Source organism: Bradyrhizobium nivariense, from assembly GCF_029846695.2.
Taxonomy (GTDB): Bacteria; Pseudomonadota; Alphaproteobacteria; order Rhizobiales; family Xanthobacteraceae; genus Bradyrhizobium.
Map to the genome: position 1 here is coordinate 40,970 of NZ_JARWCR020000004.1, position 17,825 is coordinate 58,794.

The 17,825-nt window shown below is 59.2% G+C and carries 7 protein-coding genes and 6 pseudogenes; 9 read left to right on the plus strand and 4 right to left on the minus strand.

Annotation, left to right across the window (positions count from 1 at the left end; all coding sequences use genetic code 11):
- Positions 1-845: 845 nt before the first annotated feature.
- Both QCM77_RS05035 and QCM77_RS05040 read left to right on the plus strand, forming a co-directional pair.
- Positions 846-1,652, plus strand: coding sequence for a polysaccharide deacetylase family protein (locus QCM77_RS05035; RefSeq protein ID WP_462804296.1), 807 nt, complete (start codon positions 846-848; stop codon positions 1,650-1,652).
- A 388-nt stretch (positions 1,653-2,040) separates the two neighbouring features.
- A pseudogene (locus tag QCM77_RS05040) lies at positions 2,041-2,466 on the plus strand (IS110 family transposase); the annotation flags it as partial.
- A 266-nt stretch (positions 2,467-2,732) separates the two neighbouring features.
- On the opposite strand, the pseudogene QCM77_RS05045 reads toward QCM77_RS05040, so the two are convergent.
- Positions 2,733-3,448: pseudogene (locus tag QCM77_RS05045) on the minus strand (IS5 family transposase); the annotation flags it as partial.
- Between the two features lie 31 nt (positions 3,449-3,479).
- A complete protein-coding gene (locus QCM77_RS05050; protein ID WP_279682130.1) occupies positions 3,480-3,866 on the minus strand; it encodes a MarR family transcriptional regulator in 387 nt (128 codons plus the stop codon).
- Positions 3,867-4,719: 853 nt separating this feature from the next.
- Here QCM77_RS05050 and QCM77_RS05055 point away from each other — a divergent pair.
- The 5 genes and pseudogenes from QCM77_RS05055 to QCM77_RS05075 form a co-directional block, all read left to right on the plus strand.
- Positions 4,720-4,803 (plus strand): annotated as a pseudogene (locus tag QCM77_RS05055) (hypothetical protein); the annotation flags it as partial.
- A 358-nt stretch (positions 4,804-5,161) separates the two neighbouring features.
- Positions 5,162-5,445, plus strand: a pseudogene (locus tag QCM77_RS05060) (EAL domain-containing protein); the annotation flags it as partial.
- A 664-nt stretch (positions 5,446-6,109) separates the two neighbouring features.
- The gene (locus QCM77_RS05065) at positions 6,110-9,310 is read left to right on the plus strand and encodes a hypothetical protein (RefSeq protein ID WP_279682132.1); all 3,201 of its coding nucleotides are present in this window, start codon (positions 6,110-6,112) and stop codon (positions 9,308-9,310) included.
- Positions 9,311-9,409: 99 nt separating this feature from the next.
- A complete protein-coding gene (locus QCM77_RS05070; RefSeq protein ID WP_279682134.1) occupies positions 9,410-10,783 on the plus strand; it encodes a hypothetical protein in 1,374 nt (457 codons plus the stop codon).
- A gap of 142 nt (positions 10,784-10,925) precedes the next feature.
- Positions 10,926-13,112 (plus strand): di-heme-cytochrome C peroxidase, encoded by a 2,187-nt coding sequence (locus QCM77_RS05075; protein ID WP_279682135.1) that lies wholly within the window; start codon positions 10,926-10,928, stop codon positions 13,110-13,112.
- 319 nt (positions 13,113-13,431) lie between these two features.
- On the opposite strand, the gene QCM77_RS05080 is transcribed toward QCM77_RS05075, so the two are convergent.
- Positions 13,432-14,400: an IS110 family RNA-guided transposase gene (locus QCM77_RS05080; protein WP_279682137.1), complete on the minus strand. Its 969-nt coding sequence runs from the start codon at positions 14,398-14,400 to the stop codon at positions 13,432-13,434.
- Positions 14,401-14,900: 500 nt separating this feature from the next.
- A pseudogene (locus QCM77_RS05085) lies at positions 14,901-15,745 on the minus strand (PAS domain-containing protein); the annotation flags it as partial.
- A gap of 203 nt (positions 15,746-15,948) precedes the next feature.
- Between QCM77_RS05085 and QCM77_RS05090 the strand changes: the two are divergent.
- Together QCM77_RS05090 and QCM77_RS05095 are read left to right on the plus strand one after the other, a co-directional pair.
- Positions 15,949-16,778 (plus strand): annotated as a pseudogene (locus tag QCM77_RS05090) (universal stress protein).
- A gap of 37 nt (positions 16,779-16,815) precedes the next feature.
- Positions 16,816-17,241, plus strand: a complete 426-nt coding sequence (locus QCM77_RS05095; protein WP_279682139.1) for a CBS domain-containing protein — start codon at positions 16,816-16,818, stop codon at positions 17,239-17,241.
- Positions 17,242-17,825: the final 584 nt, after the last annotated feature.

The window sequence follows — 17,825 nt, forward strand, 5'->3', positions numbered from 1 at the left end:
GGTGCTGACCGGTCAAACGGCGCAACGCAGCGGTTGCTGCTCTCTTCTGCGGTGCAATCGAGGGTATTTCCATGCGCAATCATAACCTTGTTTCCGGTAGCTTCCTGGCACTGACCGCGGCCGGCCTCGCGCTGCTCTGCTCGAGCCTACTCGTCTTTGCCTTCGCTTAGCGGCTGCATCCGACGACGAGGAACCGATCGACATCGAGCATATGGAATTATGAGCCGATGGTCTTGCTGCGGTGAAGGTTGCTGAGCGTCGGCATCCAGTAGGCGTTCTGCAGCATTGGCGGCTTCGCGGCAAAGCCGCCGTTTCTAAGCGGTTTCGATCGATATCTTGTCCTCTGGAGGAAGAACGTCGCCTCATGAAGTTGACGGTATTGCCCGTCAGTCGCTGTAATTGTCGATTGCCGGCGCCGTCGGCACAAGCCGACAGTCGTTGGTGAAATCCATCGAAAAGCGGCATCAGAACGCGGACTTCAGGCGTCAGTGCCGCGCCATTGTATGAATCAATATCGCCATATCGGTACTGTGCAGGGCGAACGCGACCATTACACGAGCCGACGTTTGTGGAGAGCGGCAAAGTGCAATGGCGGCGGCCAAACCAATTCCAATTGGACGAAGCAGAAAATGATCTGGCTGCAGACAATTTGATGCGCTCGGGAGCGACATAGTCCGATCTGAGCGCAGGTCCACCGCGACGGATCAGCTAGTCCGAAATGGAAACGAGGCGGCTGAAGCCATCGGCATGATGATGTAACGCCAGCCATGACGGCAAGACTAACTTGTTCAAGGCCGCAACCAGACACCTGTTCGGGGACGACCTCGATGGCAGAATGGGCCCTGCTGCTTGTGAGCGCCGCGACGGCGGTGCTTGCCGGCATCACGGCTGCGGAGGCGGCCGACTGTCCGCGCAAGGACGCACTCGGGACCTCGCGCGTGCTCGCCGTTGACGCCAAGACTCATCCGCGGGTTGGACTGAAGAGCTTTCCCCAAACTCTCCCCTTGGCCGACCACGAGGTCGTGCTGACCTTCGACGACGGGCCCCGGCCGCCGTACACGGAAAAGGTGCTGGCGGCGCTCGCGCAGGAGTGCGTCCGAGCCACGTTCTTCCTGGTCGGCAAGTCGTCAGCCCAATTTCCCGAGCTCGCGCGGCGCGCGGCCGCGCAAGGCCACACCATCGCGCACCACACTTGGTCGCATTCGATGGCGTCGAAGATCAGCTTCGAGAAGGCGAAAGAGGACATCGATCGCGGGATTGCCGCCGACGAAATGGCGCTCCATGGAGTATCGACAATGGCGCCTTCGACGCCGTTCTTCCGCTTCCCCTATTTCGACTCGACCCCTCAGACGCTCGAGCTACTCCAGTCTCGGGGCATCGTCGTGTTCGGAGCGGACCTGTGGGCCAGCGACTGGGAGGAAATGACGCCAGACCAGGAGCTGAAGCTGATCACCAGCTGGCTCAATGCCGAGGGGAAGGGGATCATTCTGTTTCACGACGCCAAAGCACATACCGCCGCGATGATGCCCGCCTTCCTACGGTACCTGCACGACAACCGCTATCACGTCGTTCACATCGTTCCGACGGCGCCGCTGCAGATGAATGCCGTAGGCATTGATGGTCGAATGTCACGACGGCGCAGAGTGGAGTAATCCCGAATCAACTAAGCCGTCGTTCATGCTAGCCGGTGCAATGATGAAGGCGGAATCGGGCCCGAGCCGTTTCGGGCAGGTAGGAACCGCAAAGTGACGTGGATCACTTCAGACGTCTGCCTCATCCTTGCCGTTTACGCGCCGGCAGGAGTGGCAGGGGCGCATAGCCGCTCGGTATCTTCGTCGTGCAGCACTTCCTGATTTTGGAATGGAGAAAGCGATCTTCCGCTGAATGCCGCGACCGTCTCAAGCTGTGACGCGTGTCCGCAAGCACTAGACCCTATGTTTGCCCTCTGAGGTGACGGGCGGCCCGCCCCGCGGCAAGCTCCTATCGAGGGTTGCGCCCGATGGTCCCGGCGCCGAGCCTCAAGCATGGGGAGCGGGCCTGATGAACGATAGCATTTTCGTGGGGCTGGATGTGCACAAGGCGACGATTTCGGTTGCAGTGGCCGAAGCGATGCGCGGCGGGGAAGTTCGTAACTTGGGGATCATCCCTAATCGCGCCGATCAAATCGCCAAGCTGGCGAAGAAGCTTGGCAAGGGTGACCGGCAGGTAAGTTTTTGTTATGAAGCCGGCCCCTGCGGATACGGCCTGCATCGACAACTGACTGGACTGGGGCACAACTGCATCGTGGTGGCCCCCTCGCCGATCCCGACGAAAGCCGGGGATCGGGTAAAAACCGACCGGCGCGATGCGGCGATGCTGGCCAAGCTGCACCGGAGCGACGAGCTGACAGCCGTGTGGGTTCCGGATGCGGCGCATGAGGCCATGCGCGACTTGGTGAGAGCCCGCGCCACGGCGATGCGTGTGCTCGGCAACCCGCGCATGAGAGCTTGATCAACCGTCGTCTTTGGCCCTGCCTCCTACCGTGGGCACCTTCGAAGTCCAGCGTCCGGGCGCTCAGCCGGAAGCGGCTCCGCTTGATCGAGTCCCTTGACAGCAAACATGAGAGCAGGCTGCTGAAAAATGGGTCTCGAAGGGCGATTTTCCTGATGTGCGGGGCGAGGATGAGCCAATCGATGGGTGGTAAAGAGCGCTGTACGCGCAGTTTTCGCTCATGTTTGACGCTCCAGACAGGCTCATCCCGTTGCTGCCAGCATCTTCGGAATACGAACGAGATTGTAGGCTGCGGCGGTGAGCACGAAGAACCACTCGACCAGGCCTCGGCCACGATGCCGGGCCTTGCGCAGACCGCCGACCGTCTTGATCCACCGGAATGGTTCTTCGATCCGCTTGCGCTTGATCGTGCTGATGCGATAGCCGGGATGCCGGGTCCTGCGCGCGTCGATCGCCGAGTGGCGGTTGGTGTCGTTCTGCGAGACATGCGGCGTGCAGCAGCGCTCGCGGCAACCGGTGACAAAGTCGGCGGTGTCATAGTTCTCGTCGGCGCCCACGGTGCTGCCCCGGCTTGGCGTTGTCCTTGATCATTTCGAGAGCGGTCGTTCGCTCCGCCGTACCGTTGGCCTCGGTGAGGCGCGCATCGACGATCAGCCCGTTGCGGTTCTCCATCATCAGATGCCCCATGTGGCAGAGCTTGGCCTCCTTGCCAGCGCCTTTGCGAAACAAGCGGGCGTCGGGGTCGGCCGTCGAAGAATGCGTGTCGTTCTTGCGCTTCTCGCCATGGAAGTCGCGCTCGACATTGCGTCCCTGACCGCTGCCCGATTGCTTGCCAGATGGGGGATCGCCACCATCCTTCGGCGCGAAGCTCTTCATGCTGGCTCCCAGGCTTCGATCAGCTGCCATCGACGGACAAGTGCTCACTGGACAACAGCCCACGCACCTGCGGCACATTCAAGCAACCGTTGATGATCCAAAGCGCCTCCCTTCTAACGTCGGCCCCTCCCTCGGGCTGACGCCGCGCCGGTGTTCAGTTCGGCTTTCAGGCGAGCTCTCTCCAGCCGCTTCCTGAGCCCTGCAAGTCGGCTCGACAGTCTCGTCGATTCCTCAATGCCAAGCTCACCGAAAACAAATTGATCCAGTTCTTCCTGTTGTGCAGCGATGTTCGCGAGACGCTTACGGGCTTTGTCCGTTAGCGAGAGCTGGACGACCCGAGCATCCCTGACACCAGTCTTGCGCCGCACAAATCCGACTTTCTCCAGCGCCTTCGAATGTAGCGTGATGAAGGACGGATCGACTTTCATCAGTTTTGCGACCACTCCGGCCGGAGCACCGCCATCCTTGTCTAAGTCCATCACCACCATCAAGATCGCCAATTGTGTTCCACTAATGCCGAGTGCCTCGGCTCGGACGTGAAGAAAATCCTCCAGACAGACGTTCAGGCATCTGATCTCCAACGTTAATCGCCGCACCAGCTCCTGACTCTCAGCAGAGCCATTTCCCCCTCGCGTTGCTTGCTTAGCCAAATGCGGTGCCGTCGAATGTTAGGACCCTGCTCAAAGCTCGTTCGCGCTGACAAGGTTCAAGACAGGACAATTTGTTGGGCCTCACGCGCTTACTTCCGTCGATTATTGGAGAATGCCGAGAAGTGGCCCGAAGTATGTGGCTCCCAGCGAGACCCCCGGCCTACATGTCGGCGGCTACTGCTTGCCAACCAATTGGCTTCGCCAAATATACGAGGCTCGCCGAGATGCACGTTCAAAAAGAGACCCTCGATTCGGAGTGTCGCGCACCGGCGCGAACTCCATCACTTACGCTCCGGCCACGGGTTGCCCCAACGCGGGAAGACCGTAGTCGGATCCGGGCAACGGCCTCGAATGTCTTTCTAACGTGGGGCAGCTCTGCGCTTAACAGAATCGCAACTTCGCACAATCGATACGGTGGAATTCATCAAAAACGATCGCTCGAACGCCGAATTCAAGCGCCATCGCAGCGTTGCATCTCGTGTGTTGCCGTCCACGAGCGGGTGTTGCCGCCCGACGAGCTAGAGGATTTCGATCGTCGGCTGTCCGACTATCCAGCGCTTATCATGCATCGACACAAAACGACAGCGCAAAAACGCCCGCGGCCGGCTCACCTTGTCTATGACAGGGACTGGCGCCAGGCCGAAGGAGCCTATCCGCTGTCGCTGTCCATGCCGCTCGCGGCCAAGAGCACGGTCCTTCTGCAGTGCAGGCTTTCCTCTGGGGACTCCTGCCCGACAACGAACGCGTGCTCGAACGGTGGGCCCGAAGATTTCAGGTGTCCGCGCGCAACGTGTTTGCCCTTATTTCCCATGTCGGCGAGGACTGCGCGGGTGCCGTTCAGTTCGTCCCCCCCGATCGGCTGGAGGCCTTGCGAAGCGGTGCTGACGACATGGTCGAATGGCTTGACGAGACGGCGATCGCCAAACGCCTGCAGACCTTACGCGAGGATCACGCTGCATGGCGGTTGCCGCGCGATACCGGACAATTCAGCCTTGCGGGCGCCCAACCCAAAACCGCCTTGCTTCTGCAAAAAGGCAAGTGGGGAATTCCCTCTGCCGCACTGACAATCCATCCCAGCACGCCGATGGCAGCATCATGCCCACCTGCTCCTGCGGCAAGGATGCCCGCCATGGCCAAAAAACTGTTTGCGCAGCTTTCCATTCGACAAGATCAAGATCGATCGCTGCTTTGTGAAGGACCTTGCGAAACGTTCCGACTGCGTCGCCATCGTGCGCGCGATTCGGGCTTCCGGCGTAGCCTCAACATCACCGTGACCGAAGAGGGCGTGGAGACTACCGAGCAGCTCGATTGGCTTCGCGTCGAGGGCTGCTACGAGGTGCAAGGAGTCTTATTCAGCAGCGCCAAGCCTACCGCTGAGGTAGAGCAGCTCTTGCGTCGTTTCGGCGCGAGAGCCTCGAGAGCTGCGTAAATTTCGGGCCGGCAGCGCCAGGTTTGTAATGATTTGCGCAGATCCCAATCAGGGCGCGATACCGCCCGAGACTGTCGCTCGTGCCCAATGGGCGCCATCTCGGAGCGCATCTTAATCCGCTGAGGTCGTTTCTATCAGCTCACCTATCGCGCATTGCTTGCGCAGACCAAGGATTAGGATCGACACTTGAGTGCGCGCAAAAGCTGCGCAGTCAGCCAATCAGGCGCATAAATTCAAACTCTAGTCGGACTAAATTGAGAAACTTTGACTTCAAGGTACGGTACGTTGACCGCGCCGCGCCTGTCCGACGGCGAGTAGCGCGAAAGACGATCTATCGACTGGAGGCCGAGGAATGTTGTACGCAACGCACAAAGGCGTGTGCTTGCCGCGTGGACTGGCAATGCAGCCAACGAGTTCGTCATAGTCTCGGGTATCCGCGTCGAAAAACTCTTGATCCACCGTCGACAAAGCCGGATTGCTACTGTAGGTTAAGTCATAAATTTCGACGCTCTTCTCGCGAGCGCGCCATAATTATTTTGTTGCAGGTCCCCTGTATGTCCACGGGCTCGATCCTGTTCGGTACCAGCAGCACGAATGTCCGGAATCCGCGTCTGCTTTGCTAACTCCGTGAGTATCTCCGCAAACCTCTTAGGGAAATGATGCGATGACTGTGCGCGAACAGCTCTTTGCCCTGTTACGCAACCTCCGGTGGATGATTGTCCTGTCGGTAGCCATCTCAATATTGCTATATCTGCCAGATCAGATCCAGGAGCTCTATCGGATAGCCGCTGACGACATTGGTTGGGTAACCGTCAAGGAGTTCTCCGCCCTAGGCGTAATTGCCGTAACGATCTGGGCAGGCGCGTTTCAGCTCACAACTGCGTCCCTGCCAGAAATCGCCCACGCTACGGGCCGTTTGGCCTTTTACATAAGACTTGCGCCCGTTTTGCTTGGGGCGCTGCCGATAATCGCCGCGACGGCAGGTCAATTCGCGTCGCGCCCAGCGAGAAAGGTCGGTGAGGTCGAGGAAGTCGGAAGTATCTTCCGCATTCAGGACCAGGCGCTCGCGTTCGAGCGTAACATACTGCTCATCCTCGCAATCGCCATGCTGATCATGCTCGTCTGCTTCGTGATATTTACGTGGCGGATGGGATCAAGAGATCGATCGATTGATCTCGCGAGCCGCGCCAACAATACCTACTTCATCCGCTACAGGTTTCTCGCGCTCACGATCGGCGGCATCGTCCTGTTGACAACAGCATTCATTCTGCTGCCGGATAGGCTCGCACAATTTTTCGGATCGTTCGGCGTGATCGCTCTCTTTGCGGTTTGCGTCGTTGGTCTCACCGTCCACTTTGCCCTACTGACGATCAAGTTTACCTTTCCATTTATACCGGTTGTCTTTGGCGGCTTGTTTCTGCTTGCCTCCTTGTTGGGAGGCAACGACCACGAACTGCGCACCGTCGCTGAAGCAAACAGCCTGCCAAAAGACGCGCGCATGTCTGCGGTCGCGGCGTTCCGTGAGTGGCTCTTACAGAAGCCGCGGCTGGAGGAAGCCAGGAGGCTCGGCGAATATCCCGTCTTCATTGTCGCGGCTCAAGGAGGAGGTATCTATGCTGCGAATAATGCGGCGCGGTTTCTTGCGAGAATGCAGGATCTCTGTCCGGCATTTCGACAGCATCTGTTTGCGATAAGCGCTGTCTCCGGAGGCAGCGTCGGTTCCGCCATCTTCGCCGCTGCGCTCCACGCCGAGAATGCGTCCCTCGATTCGAATGCCGCCGACGGAAAGACATGCCCGAAAATCGCGGACTTTCTGGCCGGTGTCGGACGAGTCCAAGATATTGATGCCCCTGGGCCGGTGGAGCAGCGCGTTGCAAGCGTCTTGGCGACCGATTTTCTGTCGCCTTTGGTTGCCGGCTTCCTGTTTACCGATTTCACTCAGATGTTTTCTCCGGTCGCGATCCCCGCCTTCGATCGCGCGCGTTTTCTGGAATATACTTTGGAAAACGCCGGCGACAGAATGCTCGACAGCCACAAGGGCACCGGCGATCAATCCAATCTGCTAAGGGCCGACTTTCAGTCCCATTGGACAGCCGGCAACAACATGCCGGCGCTGTTGTTCAACACGACAGATGCCGGCAGCGGCAAACGGGCCGTCATCTCTCCCTTCGATTTCGATCCGCTACACCCGAATGACACGGACCTGTGTATTCTCGCGGGACTCGAACGCGTGGCAACGGGGGCCGACCAAACGGTCAAGAGCCACTCACTTCGGATTCCGCTCAGCACAGCCGCATTCACGAGCGCGCGATTTCCATGGGTGACACCGGCAGCGACCGTCTCATTGAAAAATGACTGCATAACCACTAACGCGCAGGCGCGCCTGGTGGATGGCGGATATGTGGAGAATTCGGGGATCGAGACCGCGCTCGACCTGATTGAGAAGCTTAACAGCATCAAGGGCACTTCTGACGCGCCAAAATTCCGGATCTACCTGCTGTCCCTGGTGAGCGGGCAATTCGGTGATCATGGTTCATTCATGTTCGGTGAGCTCATGGAGCCGGTACGCGCGCTCTTGAGCACGCGAAGCTCCCGAACCTATGTCGCGCTCAATCATGCAACCAGCATCGATCGTCGGCCGGACGCGGAAGTCACCCCCAGCGTGCAGCGTTTTCCAACCTTCGGCCGAACCGACATAACAGGCTTGTTCTATAGCCTTCCGCTCGGATGGACGTTGTCCCAGAAGACCGAAGATATCATCTCACTGAGCAGTGGCCGGTTTTGGGACTGCGTGCCGAAGGACGACTTCGATCAGTCCCGCCAGAGGCAGAGCAACGCTGATTGCCTGCAAGTGAAGTTGTTTCATCTTCTGAATGGATCGGTCGCGTCCGCATTTGAAACGCTCAAAGACGCCAAACTCGCACAGGCTGCCTACACCGACGAGCTAGCCAAGGAATATCGACCAACTCCAAAGATCAAGCCGCAGCCATTGCTTGCCTGTTATGAGAGCAATTGGTTGCAAGAGCGCGGTTATGAGAAATATCAGGATAGAGTCGCCGCCTACGCGCACCAGCTGACTGAATCGAGCAAGGACCATTCGCCGGCCCCTTCACCTGTTCCGCCATATCGCAAGAGTTATATGGCATATTTTCAGGCCGAGCAGGTCAAAGCCTTGTTGCAGGAATGGGATCGCGTCGAGGAGACGGATCCCCGCATCCTGGCCTATATTCTGGGATCAGTCTCCTACGACAGCTCCGACTTTACGCGCAGCAGCGAGAACTTCTCTTACAGCGCGGTTTCTCAAATCCCGCAGAAATGGCACGATCGCATCGACAAGAACAACGCAAAGCTTGTGGCCGCAAACAGGCCGGCCGTCGACGTGAACTCATTGCTTAACCATCCCAAGGAGTTGGCCAACTTCGTTCTTGGCTACGACGGCAACCCGTTCGGAAACCAGCCCGGAACGGATGACGGATGGCTATTTCGTCCGCGAGGAATGTATCAATTGGTCGGGCGCGAACAATATCAGGAAGCGCAGAGGCAAACGCAACAACTTGACGAGCTGGAAGGACTTGATCTGCTAACGCTTCCCGACGCGCTAAGGGATGCAAAGATTGCAGCCAAGGTGACGTTCGCTCACTTTCGAACCCGTCCTTACGAAAACCATCAGACACTGTTCGAGTTGCTGAAAGATCGTGCGAAGGATTGGACGGCCGTGCGTGCATTGCAGACGGACATGGAACATGCCCCGGCTGACGGCGCGCGCGTCAATGCAAGGAGTGAGATGTTCCTCGGCTGTATCGAGGAGGCGTTGCATCCGACGAAAATCAAGACCCTGCAAAGCCAGTTCTACGGTGAGGAATGAGAAGCTTGAGCCACCGGTCCGTTTTGCTTGTTGAGTGGACGTTGCGTCGAGATTTCGACGACTGATGTTTGAACGTTTGGTCTCAAAGGGGGATTGCCAATGACGGCAAGGGGTGAAATGCGCGGATCAAGGTTTCGTCGACGGCTTGCAAGACTGTTTGCGGCGGGGGTGGTGCTCGTCACGGCTTTGGGGGTGGGAGCGGCTCCGGCGCAAACGGCCGCAAAGCCGCTTTCGCCCAACGATGTGTCCATCCTCTTCCCTCCACCGCAGTCGTCGGCTGACCTGGCCAATCTGATCGCGGCATCCGATCTCGCCGGGCCCACAGGATCTCCGCAGCGACTTTTTTCCGACGCAGACTTTGCACGCTTTATCGCCAACGCCGAGAATCCCGAGCGTCCGGGAGTGCCCGACTCAGGTGTACGCCACATCCAGCTGCCCGATGCCGTGAAAAAGATCGACGCCTGGTTTGTTGCCGGTATCAGAATCGACCCGGGCGCGCCGGGATTGTCGCCGGATGTCATTGCCCAGTTTGGCCGACAACCGCAAATCCGCCTCATCATTCAGCCGGTGACCAATGGACCAGACGGATTCAAAGTTCATGACACCGCCGGCCACCTCATCTTTAGCTTTAGCCTCGACCCGGATCCGCCTCTCAACGGTTGTGCGCCGTTTCCGCGGTTCAAGCCGGACGATGAAGCCTTCAAGGCAATCATTCGTGACGTCGCGACCTTGCGCGATCAACTTGCAGCCGGACATTTTGGCAATGTCAAAGTCTCGACTGCTGGTGATCTGAATGTGCATCCGGGCCTTGTTGGGGCATCGGCAAAGGCGTTTCGTGATACACTCAAGGCCCTACTTGAGAAGCATCTTTCACCGCAGCGCCTCAACACCATGGCTGTCATGGGCATCTCGCCGCCCGAGCCCTGGATTTTCGTCTCGATGTTAAGGGTCCCGCAGGCTGGCTTAATACCCGTGCCCGGCCCGACGCTTGATGGCGTACACGCAGCGCAGATGTTCAGCATCATCGGCGGAAAACACGTCATCCCCCTGCCGATTACCAACAATCAGAGTCCGATCACCTGTCGTCACGCGGCATTGCAAAATCCGCCTTTAGCAGCCGCCGATCGCAAGGGTGTTTCGACATCCGAGTTCATTGATGGCAACGTGCCCAACAGTCGCATACTCGAAATTGTCAATATCATTGCCGACCCGAAGAAAAGCCACTTCTTCAATACCGATTGCGTCAGCTGTCACACCGAGACGGCGCAGCCACTCGCCAGGCAAGTTCCAAACTTCGCAGTGCCAGGCGTGGACCGAGCGGTCTTGCCAAAGGAAAACTGGAATGTTCGCAATTTCGGTTGGTTCCCCTCGTTCTTGCAGGGCGGGCCGGCGGCGGCGACGATAACGCGACGCGCGGCAGCCGAGACGGCCGACGTGGTCGCCTTCATCAATAGAAAATTGCTGAGCAAGTAACAGACGCTGTCGCCGTTTCCGGCTGCCCGCCGGCGCGGCTGAACGCGCGAAAGAGATAGATGGAGTACTTGCTATGGGGAGACGTTCTTTCGGCTCTCGCCGTTATTCCTGGGTGAGGCGCTGGCCTCATGTCGCCGGGCTGTTGTTCGCAATCGTCGTCGTCGCGATTGTGCCGGCCGGCTTGGTGTATTTCGCGCCTGAGAAGGTTCGCGATGCAGCTCTCAAAATCAAGAACGACGCAAATCTCCTCGCTCAACTGCTGCCTGCTACCTTGCCGGAGCCATCGAAAATCGAAAGCGCCTATTGGCTCCCGCAGAATTGGAGCTCGCGCCAGCGTTATTGGTTTCACCACACCTCGCAGGGGACGGCGACCATACCTGTCCCTTATCAATGGTTCCTGGCGTTGGAGCGCCCGGAGCTGTCCTTCTCTTACACGAGCTTGACGGACGACGACTACTTGCGCCGCCTTGGCTTTATCCCGAGTCCTGGCTCAAAGGACTTCGCCCGTAACGCGCCCTCATACGGTTATCACGAAGATGGGTCGAATGCGGGCGGTGGGAGCCCCGGTTGGACTCCAGACCTACCGGACAATCCAAATGGCTTGCCTGTCGGGTTTGCCATCCTTAAGGGCGGCGTCGACCCGGCGACGGGAGGCTCGTACGAAGATCAGATCGGATTGACCTGCGCCGCCTGTCATACGGGGCATCTGGAGTACAAAAATGTCAGCCTTCGGTTCGACGGTGGGCCGGCGATGGTCAATCTCGGGGAGGTTGAACGAGTCGTCGGGCTGTCTATCGGCTACACGCTGATTTTGCCGTGGCGGTTCGAGCGTTTCGCCAGCAGACTGGAGCAGATCAAAGGTCAAGGCGTTGATCGAAAGCAGCTTCGAAGCGATCTGGACCTTGCACTTCAAAAGATCAAAAAACAAAAGGCGCAGGGCGATAGCCTTTTGACGGAACAGGGAGTTGCGGATCTCGATGAAGGTTTCGGTCGACTTGACGCGCTGAACCGGATCGGGAACCAGGTTTTCTATAGCAACCTACTCGATCCCCTGACCGGTGAACTCGCGGATCCACTCCTCAAGGGCAACTTAGCCCGCCACGATGCGCCCGTGAGCTTTCCGCCGATCTGGGACACACCATATTTCCTCTGGGCGCAGTATGACGCCTCCGTTCTCAACGAACTTGTTCGCAATTCAGGCGAGGCGCTCGGTGTCAGCGCGAAAATCAATATGACCGCGCCCGCGCCCGGACGGCCACTTTTTGCCTCATCGATACATCTGTCCGACATCGCGCGGTTCGAAGAGCTTCTGCGCGGCGCCGATCCCTTTTCGGCGGCCGATGCAAGCGGCAAAAAATTTACCGGGCTCGTAGCGCCCAGGTGGAAGGACGCACAGGAAAAATTTCGGAGCGACCCGGCATGGGGCATTGACGAAAAGCTCGTTGAAAGTGGCCGCGATCTCTATCGCGCGCACTGCTTTGAATGCCACCGAGGCCCGGTCAACGATCCTGCCTTCGACAAAAGATGGCCGGAGGATTCGTTCTGGAAGCCGGAGAACCCCGATCGCTCCGCCAAGAACGAGAAGAATTGGGTGGACATAGGGGGGCGGCATTATTTCAATGTGGTTCAGATGCCGGTCACGGCGATCGGTACCGATCGTCAACAATCCGATGTCCTCACGACGCGCCGCGTTCACCTGCCCGAGTCACTTGGATTAAGTCCAGTCGATGACCTCAACAAAGCCTGGGCTTGCGGCCTTCCAGTGAACAAAGGGGCAGATCCTCTTTTCGTACTCGCACTTATGGACGTGGTCGGAAAGACAATTGACCAATGGATCATTGCGAACGGCACCTCGGAAGAAGCCAAGCAGCAGATCTGGGGACCCAGGAAGAATTGCCAAAACCAACGAGTCTACGTTGGGGCTCGGGCGAACCATAACGGAAAGGACGAAGATGTTCTTGCCCTCGAACCTCAATATCGGGCGCGCCCGCTGGATGGTGTTTGGGCGACAGCTCCGTATCTGCACAACGGGTCCGTTCCGACGCTAAGACACATGTTGTTGCCGCAGAAGGAGCGGCCGAGGTCCTTCTGCGTTGGCAGTCGCGAATTCGATCCAGTCAATGTCGGGCTTGTTACGAAAACACAAGCGAGCGACGCCTGTGCGGCCGGTCTGACGGAATTCAATGTGTCGCTGCTTGGGAACGGCAATCGTGGACATTCGTTTGAAGGCAAGGAAACCGACTTAACGAAGCTGCCGCCTGGTGTCATCGGGCCAGAATTGAGCGACGCCGAGCGGCGTGCACTTGTCGAGTATCTCAAGACGCTGTGAGAGGTTCGTTGCCCGCACGTGGAAAGTCAAAGCGAGACCTTTCGAATTGTCGAAGCCGTTGGCTCATCTCGTCCATACGAGCAGCTCTTCCCTCGGTCGCTTCTCGTGTATTCCCCTGAGCAACCATTAAACGGCGGCAGTGTTTTGCGCCGTCCGGATCGTCTGTACCTGTCATGATGACGCCGTGCTCGCGTCCGTCAAGGCGTGGCCTGGCAGCAGGGTCACGTGAGGCTCGGGCGAGCGACGGCCATCCTTGACGGACGCTGCGCACGACGTCATGAGGAGCCGTCGGTCGGGACGAAGAAGCGTCCCGGTCGAACTAAGAAGCAGGGAATGATCCTAGCGGCGGTTCGCCGCACCACGGCGTACCGCGAGCCACCACTGTATTGGCGAAAATAAGCATCTTTCTGGCACAGGCAACGAGCGCCTGCTTGTGTTCCTTTCCAGCCGCAGTCAGCCGTTGATAGAGCTTGATGAGCTGCGGGTTCCATCGGAACGACGCAGCCAGCGAAGCCGTATAAAGGGCGCGGCGCAGCCGCTTTCGCCCGCCCTCGATATGCCGAACGCCTGAGCGCTCGCCGCTGTCGTCGTCATACGGCGCAAGGCCGGCGAGAGCGACAGCTTGCTCGCGCGTGATCTGGCCGATCTCAGGCAGACGCACCAGGATGGCCACGGCGGTCGGCAGCCCGATGCCGTCGACGCTGTTGATCAGCGCAAGTCTATTGGCAAGATCGGGATGCTTGCGGATCGAGGCGACCAGAGCCTTGAGTGCGCCCCTCTCACGTTGCTCCAGGCGAGCGATATCCTCTTGCCAGAGCCTGTTGATCGCCGCATTGCGGCAGCTCTCGATCCTGTTTTTGAGGCGCGCGATATCTTCGCCGATCTGGTCGATCATAGTCAGTTGCTCGGCGAACGGCAGCAATCGAGGATCGGGAGCGGCATGGATCTTCCGCACCGCTGCCGTGCAAGCCGCGATGAGAGCGGCATCGATCTTGTCGTTCTTGGCCCGTTGCAGGTGGAATTTGGCATAGGCTCGGACCTGAGCCGGCTGAAACACCACAACCACAAATCCCTTTCGTCGCAGTTCGGCGACGATAGTCTGTTCGTAACCGCCACTCGCCTCGATGCCGATGCGTTTGACACGATGCTGTCGCAGCCACGTCAGCAAAGCCTCATGGCCTTCCGCCGTGTGCATCACCTGCAACTGCTCGCCGCTGCCATCGATCGCCACATCAAGCTTCCGCTTGCCGGTATCGATCCCGGCACAGATTGTGGTATGCTTGGCCATCTTCGTCGATCCCTCCCTTGTTATGCGAACCTAAAGTTCGTTCAACCATTCGGGTCCCGATGAAGTGCCGATCGCGATCTTGCTACGCCAGACAGCCCTCATGGCTTCGGTGGGTACCGATCCGATCGAACGGCGACCCAGCTCGGGCGGCCACCCGGGCTGGGCCATTCCTCACGGAACGGGATCAATATAACCGATCGCGCTAATACAAGGTGGGTCAAACGCCGTCGCATATCACAGATTGTCGCGAAGGAATGTGAAACCAGCTTTCGAAGCATCATTCTTATTGCCGCAGGGGGTTCGGCAGCGCCTGGGCGGGGACGACTACCGAACTGCCACGCGACTGCACGCGATGCGATGTTTCATAATTACAAGCTGGCATTTCTGTCCGACCTGACCGGCCCGGATATGGGCTACGGAGCGCTCTAGCCGAAGAGGTTCATTCTTGCGACGCTCGCGATTTTAGTATCGACGCCGCCACACGCCACTATAATGCTGGGTGCCTTGAGCCGCGAGACGTGGACGAGCTCGGATTGCAATTGCTGGAGCTGCGCCTGGGTTTGCTGATGCTCGGTAAGGTCGCGGACGAAACCGGTGAAATAAGGCCTCGCCGCCCGTCTGCATCTCGCCGATCGACAGGTGCATTGGAAGGGTCGTTCTGTCGCGGCGCTTGCCGGTGACGATGCGGCCGATGCCGATGATGTGCGGATCGTTGGTGGAGCGGTAGCGGGCGATGGAGCTGTCATGGCGGGAGCGGTCCGGCTCAGGCATCAACATGCTGACGTTCTGCCCGATCGCCTCTTGCTCCGACCAGCCAAACAAGTGCTCGGCCGCCGTGCTGAAGAGCTGCATGATGCCGTGGCCGTCGATGCCGATCATGGCATCGGGAATGGTCTGGAGGATGGAGCGGAGGTGAGTCTCGCGCGTGCGCAGGGCTTCCTCGACCTGCTTCTCCTCGTCGATGTCGAGAAAGATACCGCTGAGATGACGGGCGACGCCGGCCTCGTCCCGAATGAGCCCGGCCCGGGCACGGATCCACTGCCCGCTGCCGGAGGGGTTCGAGACTCTAAAAGACATGTCGAAGCCGCCGCCGTGTTCGGAGACGCGCTTGATTGCGCTCTCCACGCGCTTAAGTCCCCCGGGGCTCGAGGCGAGACATAAACAGGTCGTAGCTCCGCGGCTGGCCCTGCGCGAGGCCGAGCAAGGCACCGGCGGTTTCCGACCAGTCCAGCTCCCGCGTGTTGAGGTCGAGATCCCAGGTGCCGACGCCGAATCCTTCGATTCGGCCCCGAAAATGCTCGCCCCGACCGTCGTCCGGCGGATGCGTGACGCGGCTCGGCGACAAGCTATTGCTCCCATTCTCCTGCGGCGGGTTCCGTGCCGTGAAGAGGGCTGCAATTTCGCCCAAGGCCGGGCCGGAGGCAAGTTCGGATGTCTGATTTTATTGGCGGAATTCTTCCAGCTGGCACGACGAAATTTGATCTACCTCATTCCGCCTTGCGTCGGCGCGGCTAGATTCCACCGCATCTCGCTGCCCGGAGACTGCCGATGACATATGCGACAGTGATAGTCAGCCTGGCGCTCGATCAGCCCAACAACGGCCCCTTCAGGTCGCGGGCGAACTCGCCGAGCGGTTCGAGGCGGCCATCGTCGGTCGTTGCCGCGGCGCAGTTCGCTCCGCCGCTCTATTTCGCTGACGGCGCTGAGGCTCAAGCGCTGATCGACCGGGAGCAGGCTTCAATCAGGAAACGTCTTACCGATCTGGAAGCGCAATTCCGCGCCGCGACGAGGGCGCGCGGCGGACATGCGCAATGGCGCAGCGCCATGGATTTCCCCACGCAGTTTGTCCTGGCGCAGGTGCGGTGCGCCGATATCGTCGTCAGCGGCGGGCACAGCCCGGCCTTTTCCGATGCCTTTTCGCTCGCAAGCCCCAAGGACCTGGTGATGCAGGCCGGCCGGCCGCTTCTGGTCGTGCCCGACCGGTTCAACTGGCTCGATCTGCGCAGCGTGCTCGTGGCGCGGAAGGATACGCCCGAGGCGCGGCGGGCTATGGCCGACGCGCTGCCGATGCTGCGCAAGGCGAGGGACGTCGCCGTCGTCGAGATTCCGGAGCAGGATGACGATCGATCGGCGGTCATGGCCCGTGTGAGCGATGTCGCCGCCTGGCTCGCCCGCCACGGCGTACCGCGACCGCGCGCGTCCCGGAAGCCGCGGGACACGAAACCGCCGCCCTGCAATTGGAGAAAATTGCCGGCGATATCGGCGCCGGCTTGATCGTCGCCGGCGCCGGTCATTCGCACTTCCACGAGCTGATCCTGGGCGCCGTCACCCAATATCTGGTCACGCAATCCGCTCGCTGCGGGTTGCTGTCGCACTGACGGCCGGCGAACCGAGATGAATCGAGGAGGACGCGCCGTGTACAAGTTTCTTGAGCAGACCGTCGACGGCTACATGACGCGCAACGTACGGATGGTGAAGCGCGATCTCGACCTGCTCGAACTCAGCGAGATGTTCGAGCGCGACGATTTCAACTCCTATCCGGTCGAGGATGACAGGCAGGTCGTCGGCATCGTCACCAAATTCGACATTCTGAAGTGCTTCGCCTTCACGCCGTGCCAGATGCTGCCGCGCTATCACGATCTGATGAGCCGCAAGGTCGGCGACGTCATGACACCTGAATTCATCTATGTCAGTCCCGACACCAAGTTGACGCGTGTGCTCCAGGTCATGGTCGAGCACCGCATCAGGAGCGTCATCGTGCTCGACAGCCGCCAGAAGCTGGTCGGAATCATCGCCCGTGAGGATGTCATCGCCGCACTCAAGGCGAACGCGCGCGACTGACAGGCCGTCCGCAAATCCCTTGACTTGAGCTCCATGATCTCACGGAAACGGGTTGCCGCGCGCGCTGCGCGGAGCGCGAGCGGTTGATATCGCTGTCCGACCAGCGGCTGCTTCACATTAACAGAAATTAACTGACCTCGATTTCAATCAAGTCCCCGCGAGGTTGAATGTGGTTTCTGGCGCTGTGTTTCTTTCGAAAGAGAAGCCGCATGAGCCAGCCATCTATCTCAAAATCCATGACCATCGGTGAAAGCGGCCGGGCGCTCGTGTTCGCGGTCACACTACGATGCCGGGCTGCATTCCGTTATGACGTATCATCCAAGAAAAACTGTACAGTTCGCCGCAGAAGTCGCGCGGCCCGATTGTTCCGAAGCACCATCTGAGGCGGCCTAACACAGCGTGTCCTGAGACGACGGGTTCATCCTTCGCTAAACAAGAGGCCTCCGATGAGTTGCGCCGCGATTTCTACTTACTTACGGCCAGCGGCCGTTTCGCCGTCATCCGTCAGTTCGATGCTAAATAGACCAAAGCCCATTGCTTTTGGCTTCCCATCGGACCGTTTTTCGAACAGCGTTGTCATCACA

Bases quoted from the DNA above. Each gene is read 5' to 3' on its own strand.
- QCM77_RS05065 (WP_279682132.1), top strand. From the start codon at position 6,110: ATGACTGTGCGCGAACAGCTCTTTGCCCTGTTACGCAACCTCCGGTGG.
- QCM77_RS05070 (WP_279682134.1), top strand. From the start codon at position 9,410: ATGACGGCAAGGGGTGAAATGCGCGGATCAAGGTTTCGTCGACGGCTT.
- QCM77_RS05080 (WP_279682137.1), bottom strand. From the start codon at position 14,400: ATGGCCAAGCATACCACAATCTGTGCCGGGATCGATACCGGCAAGCGG.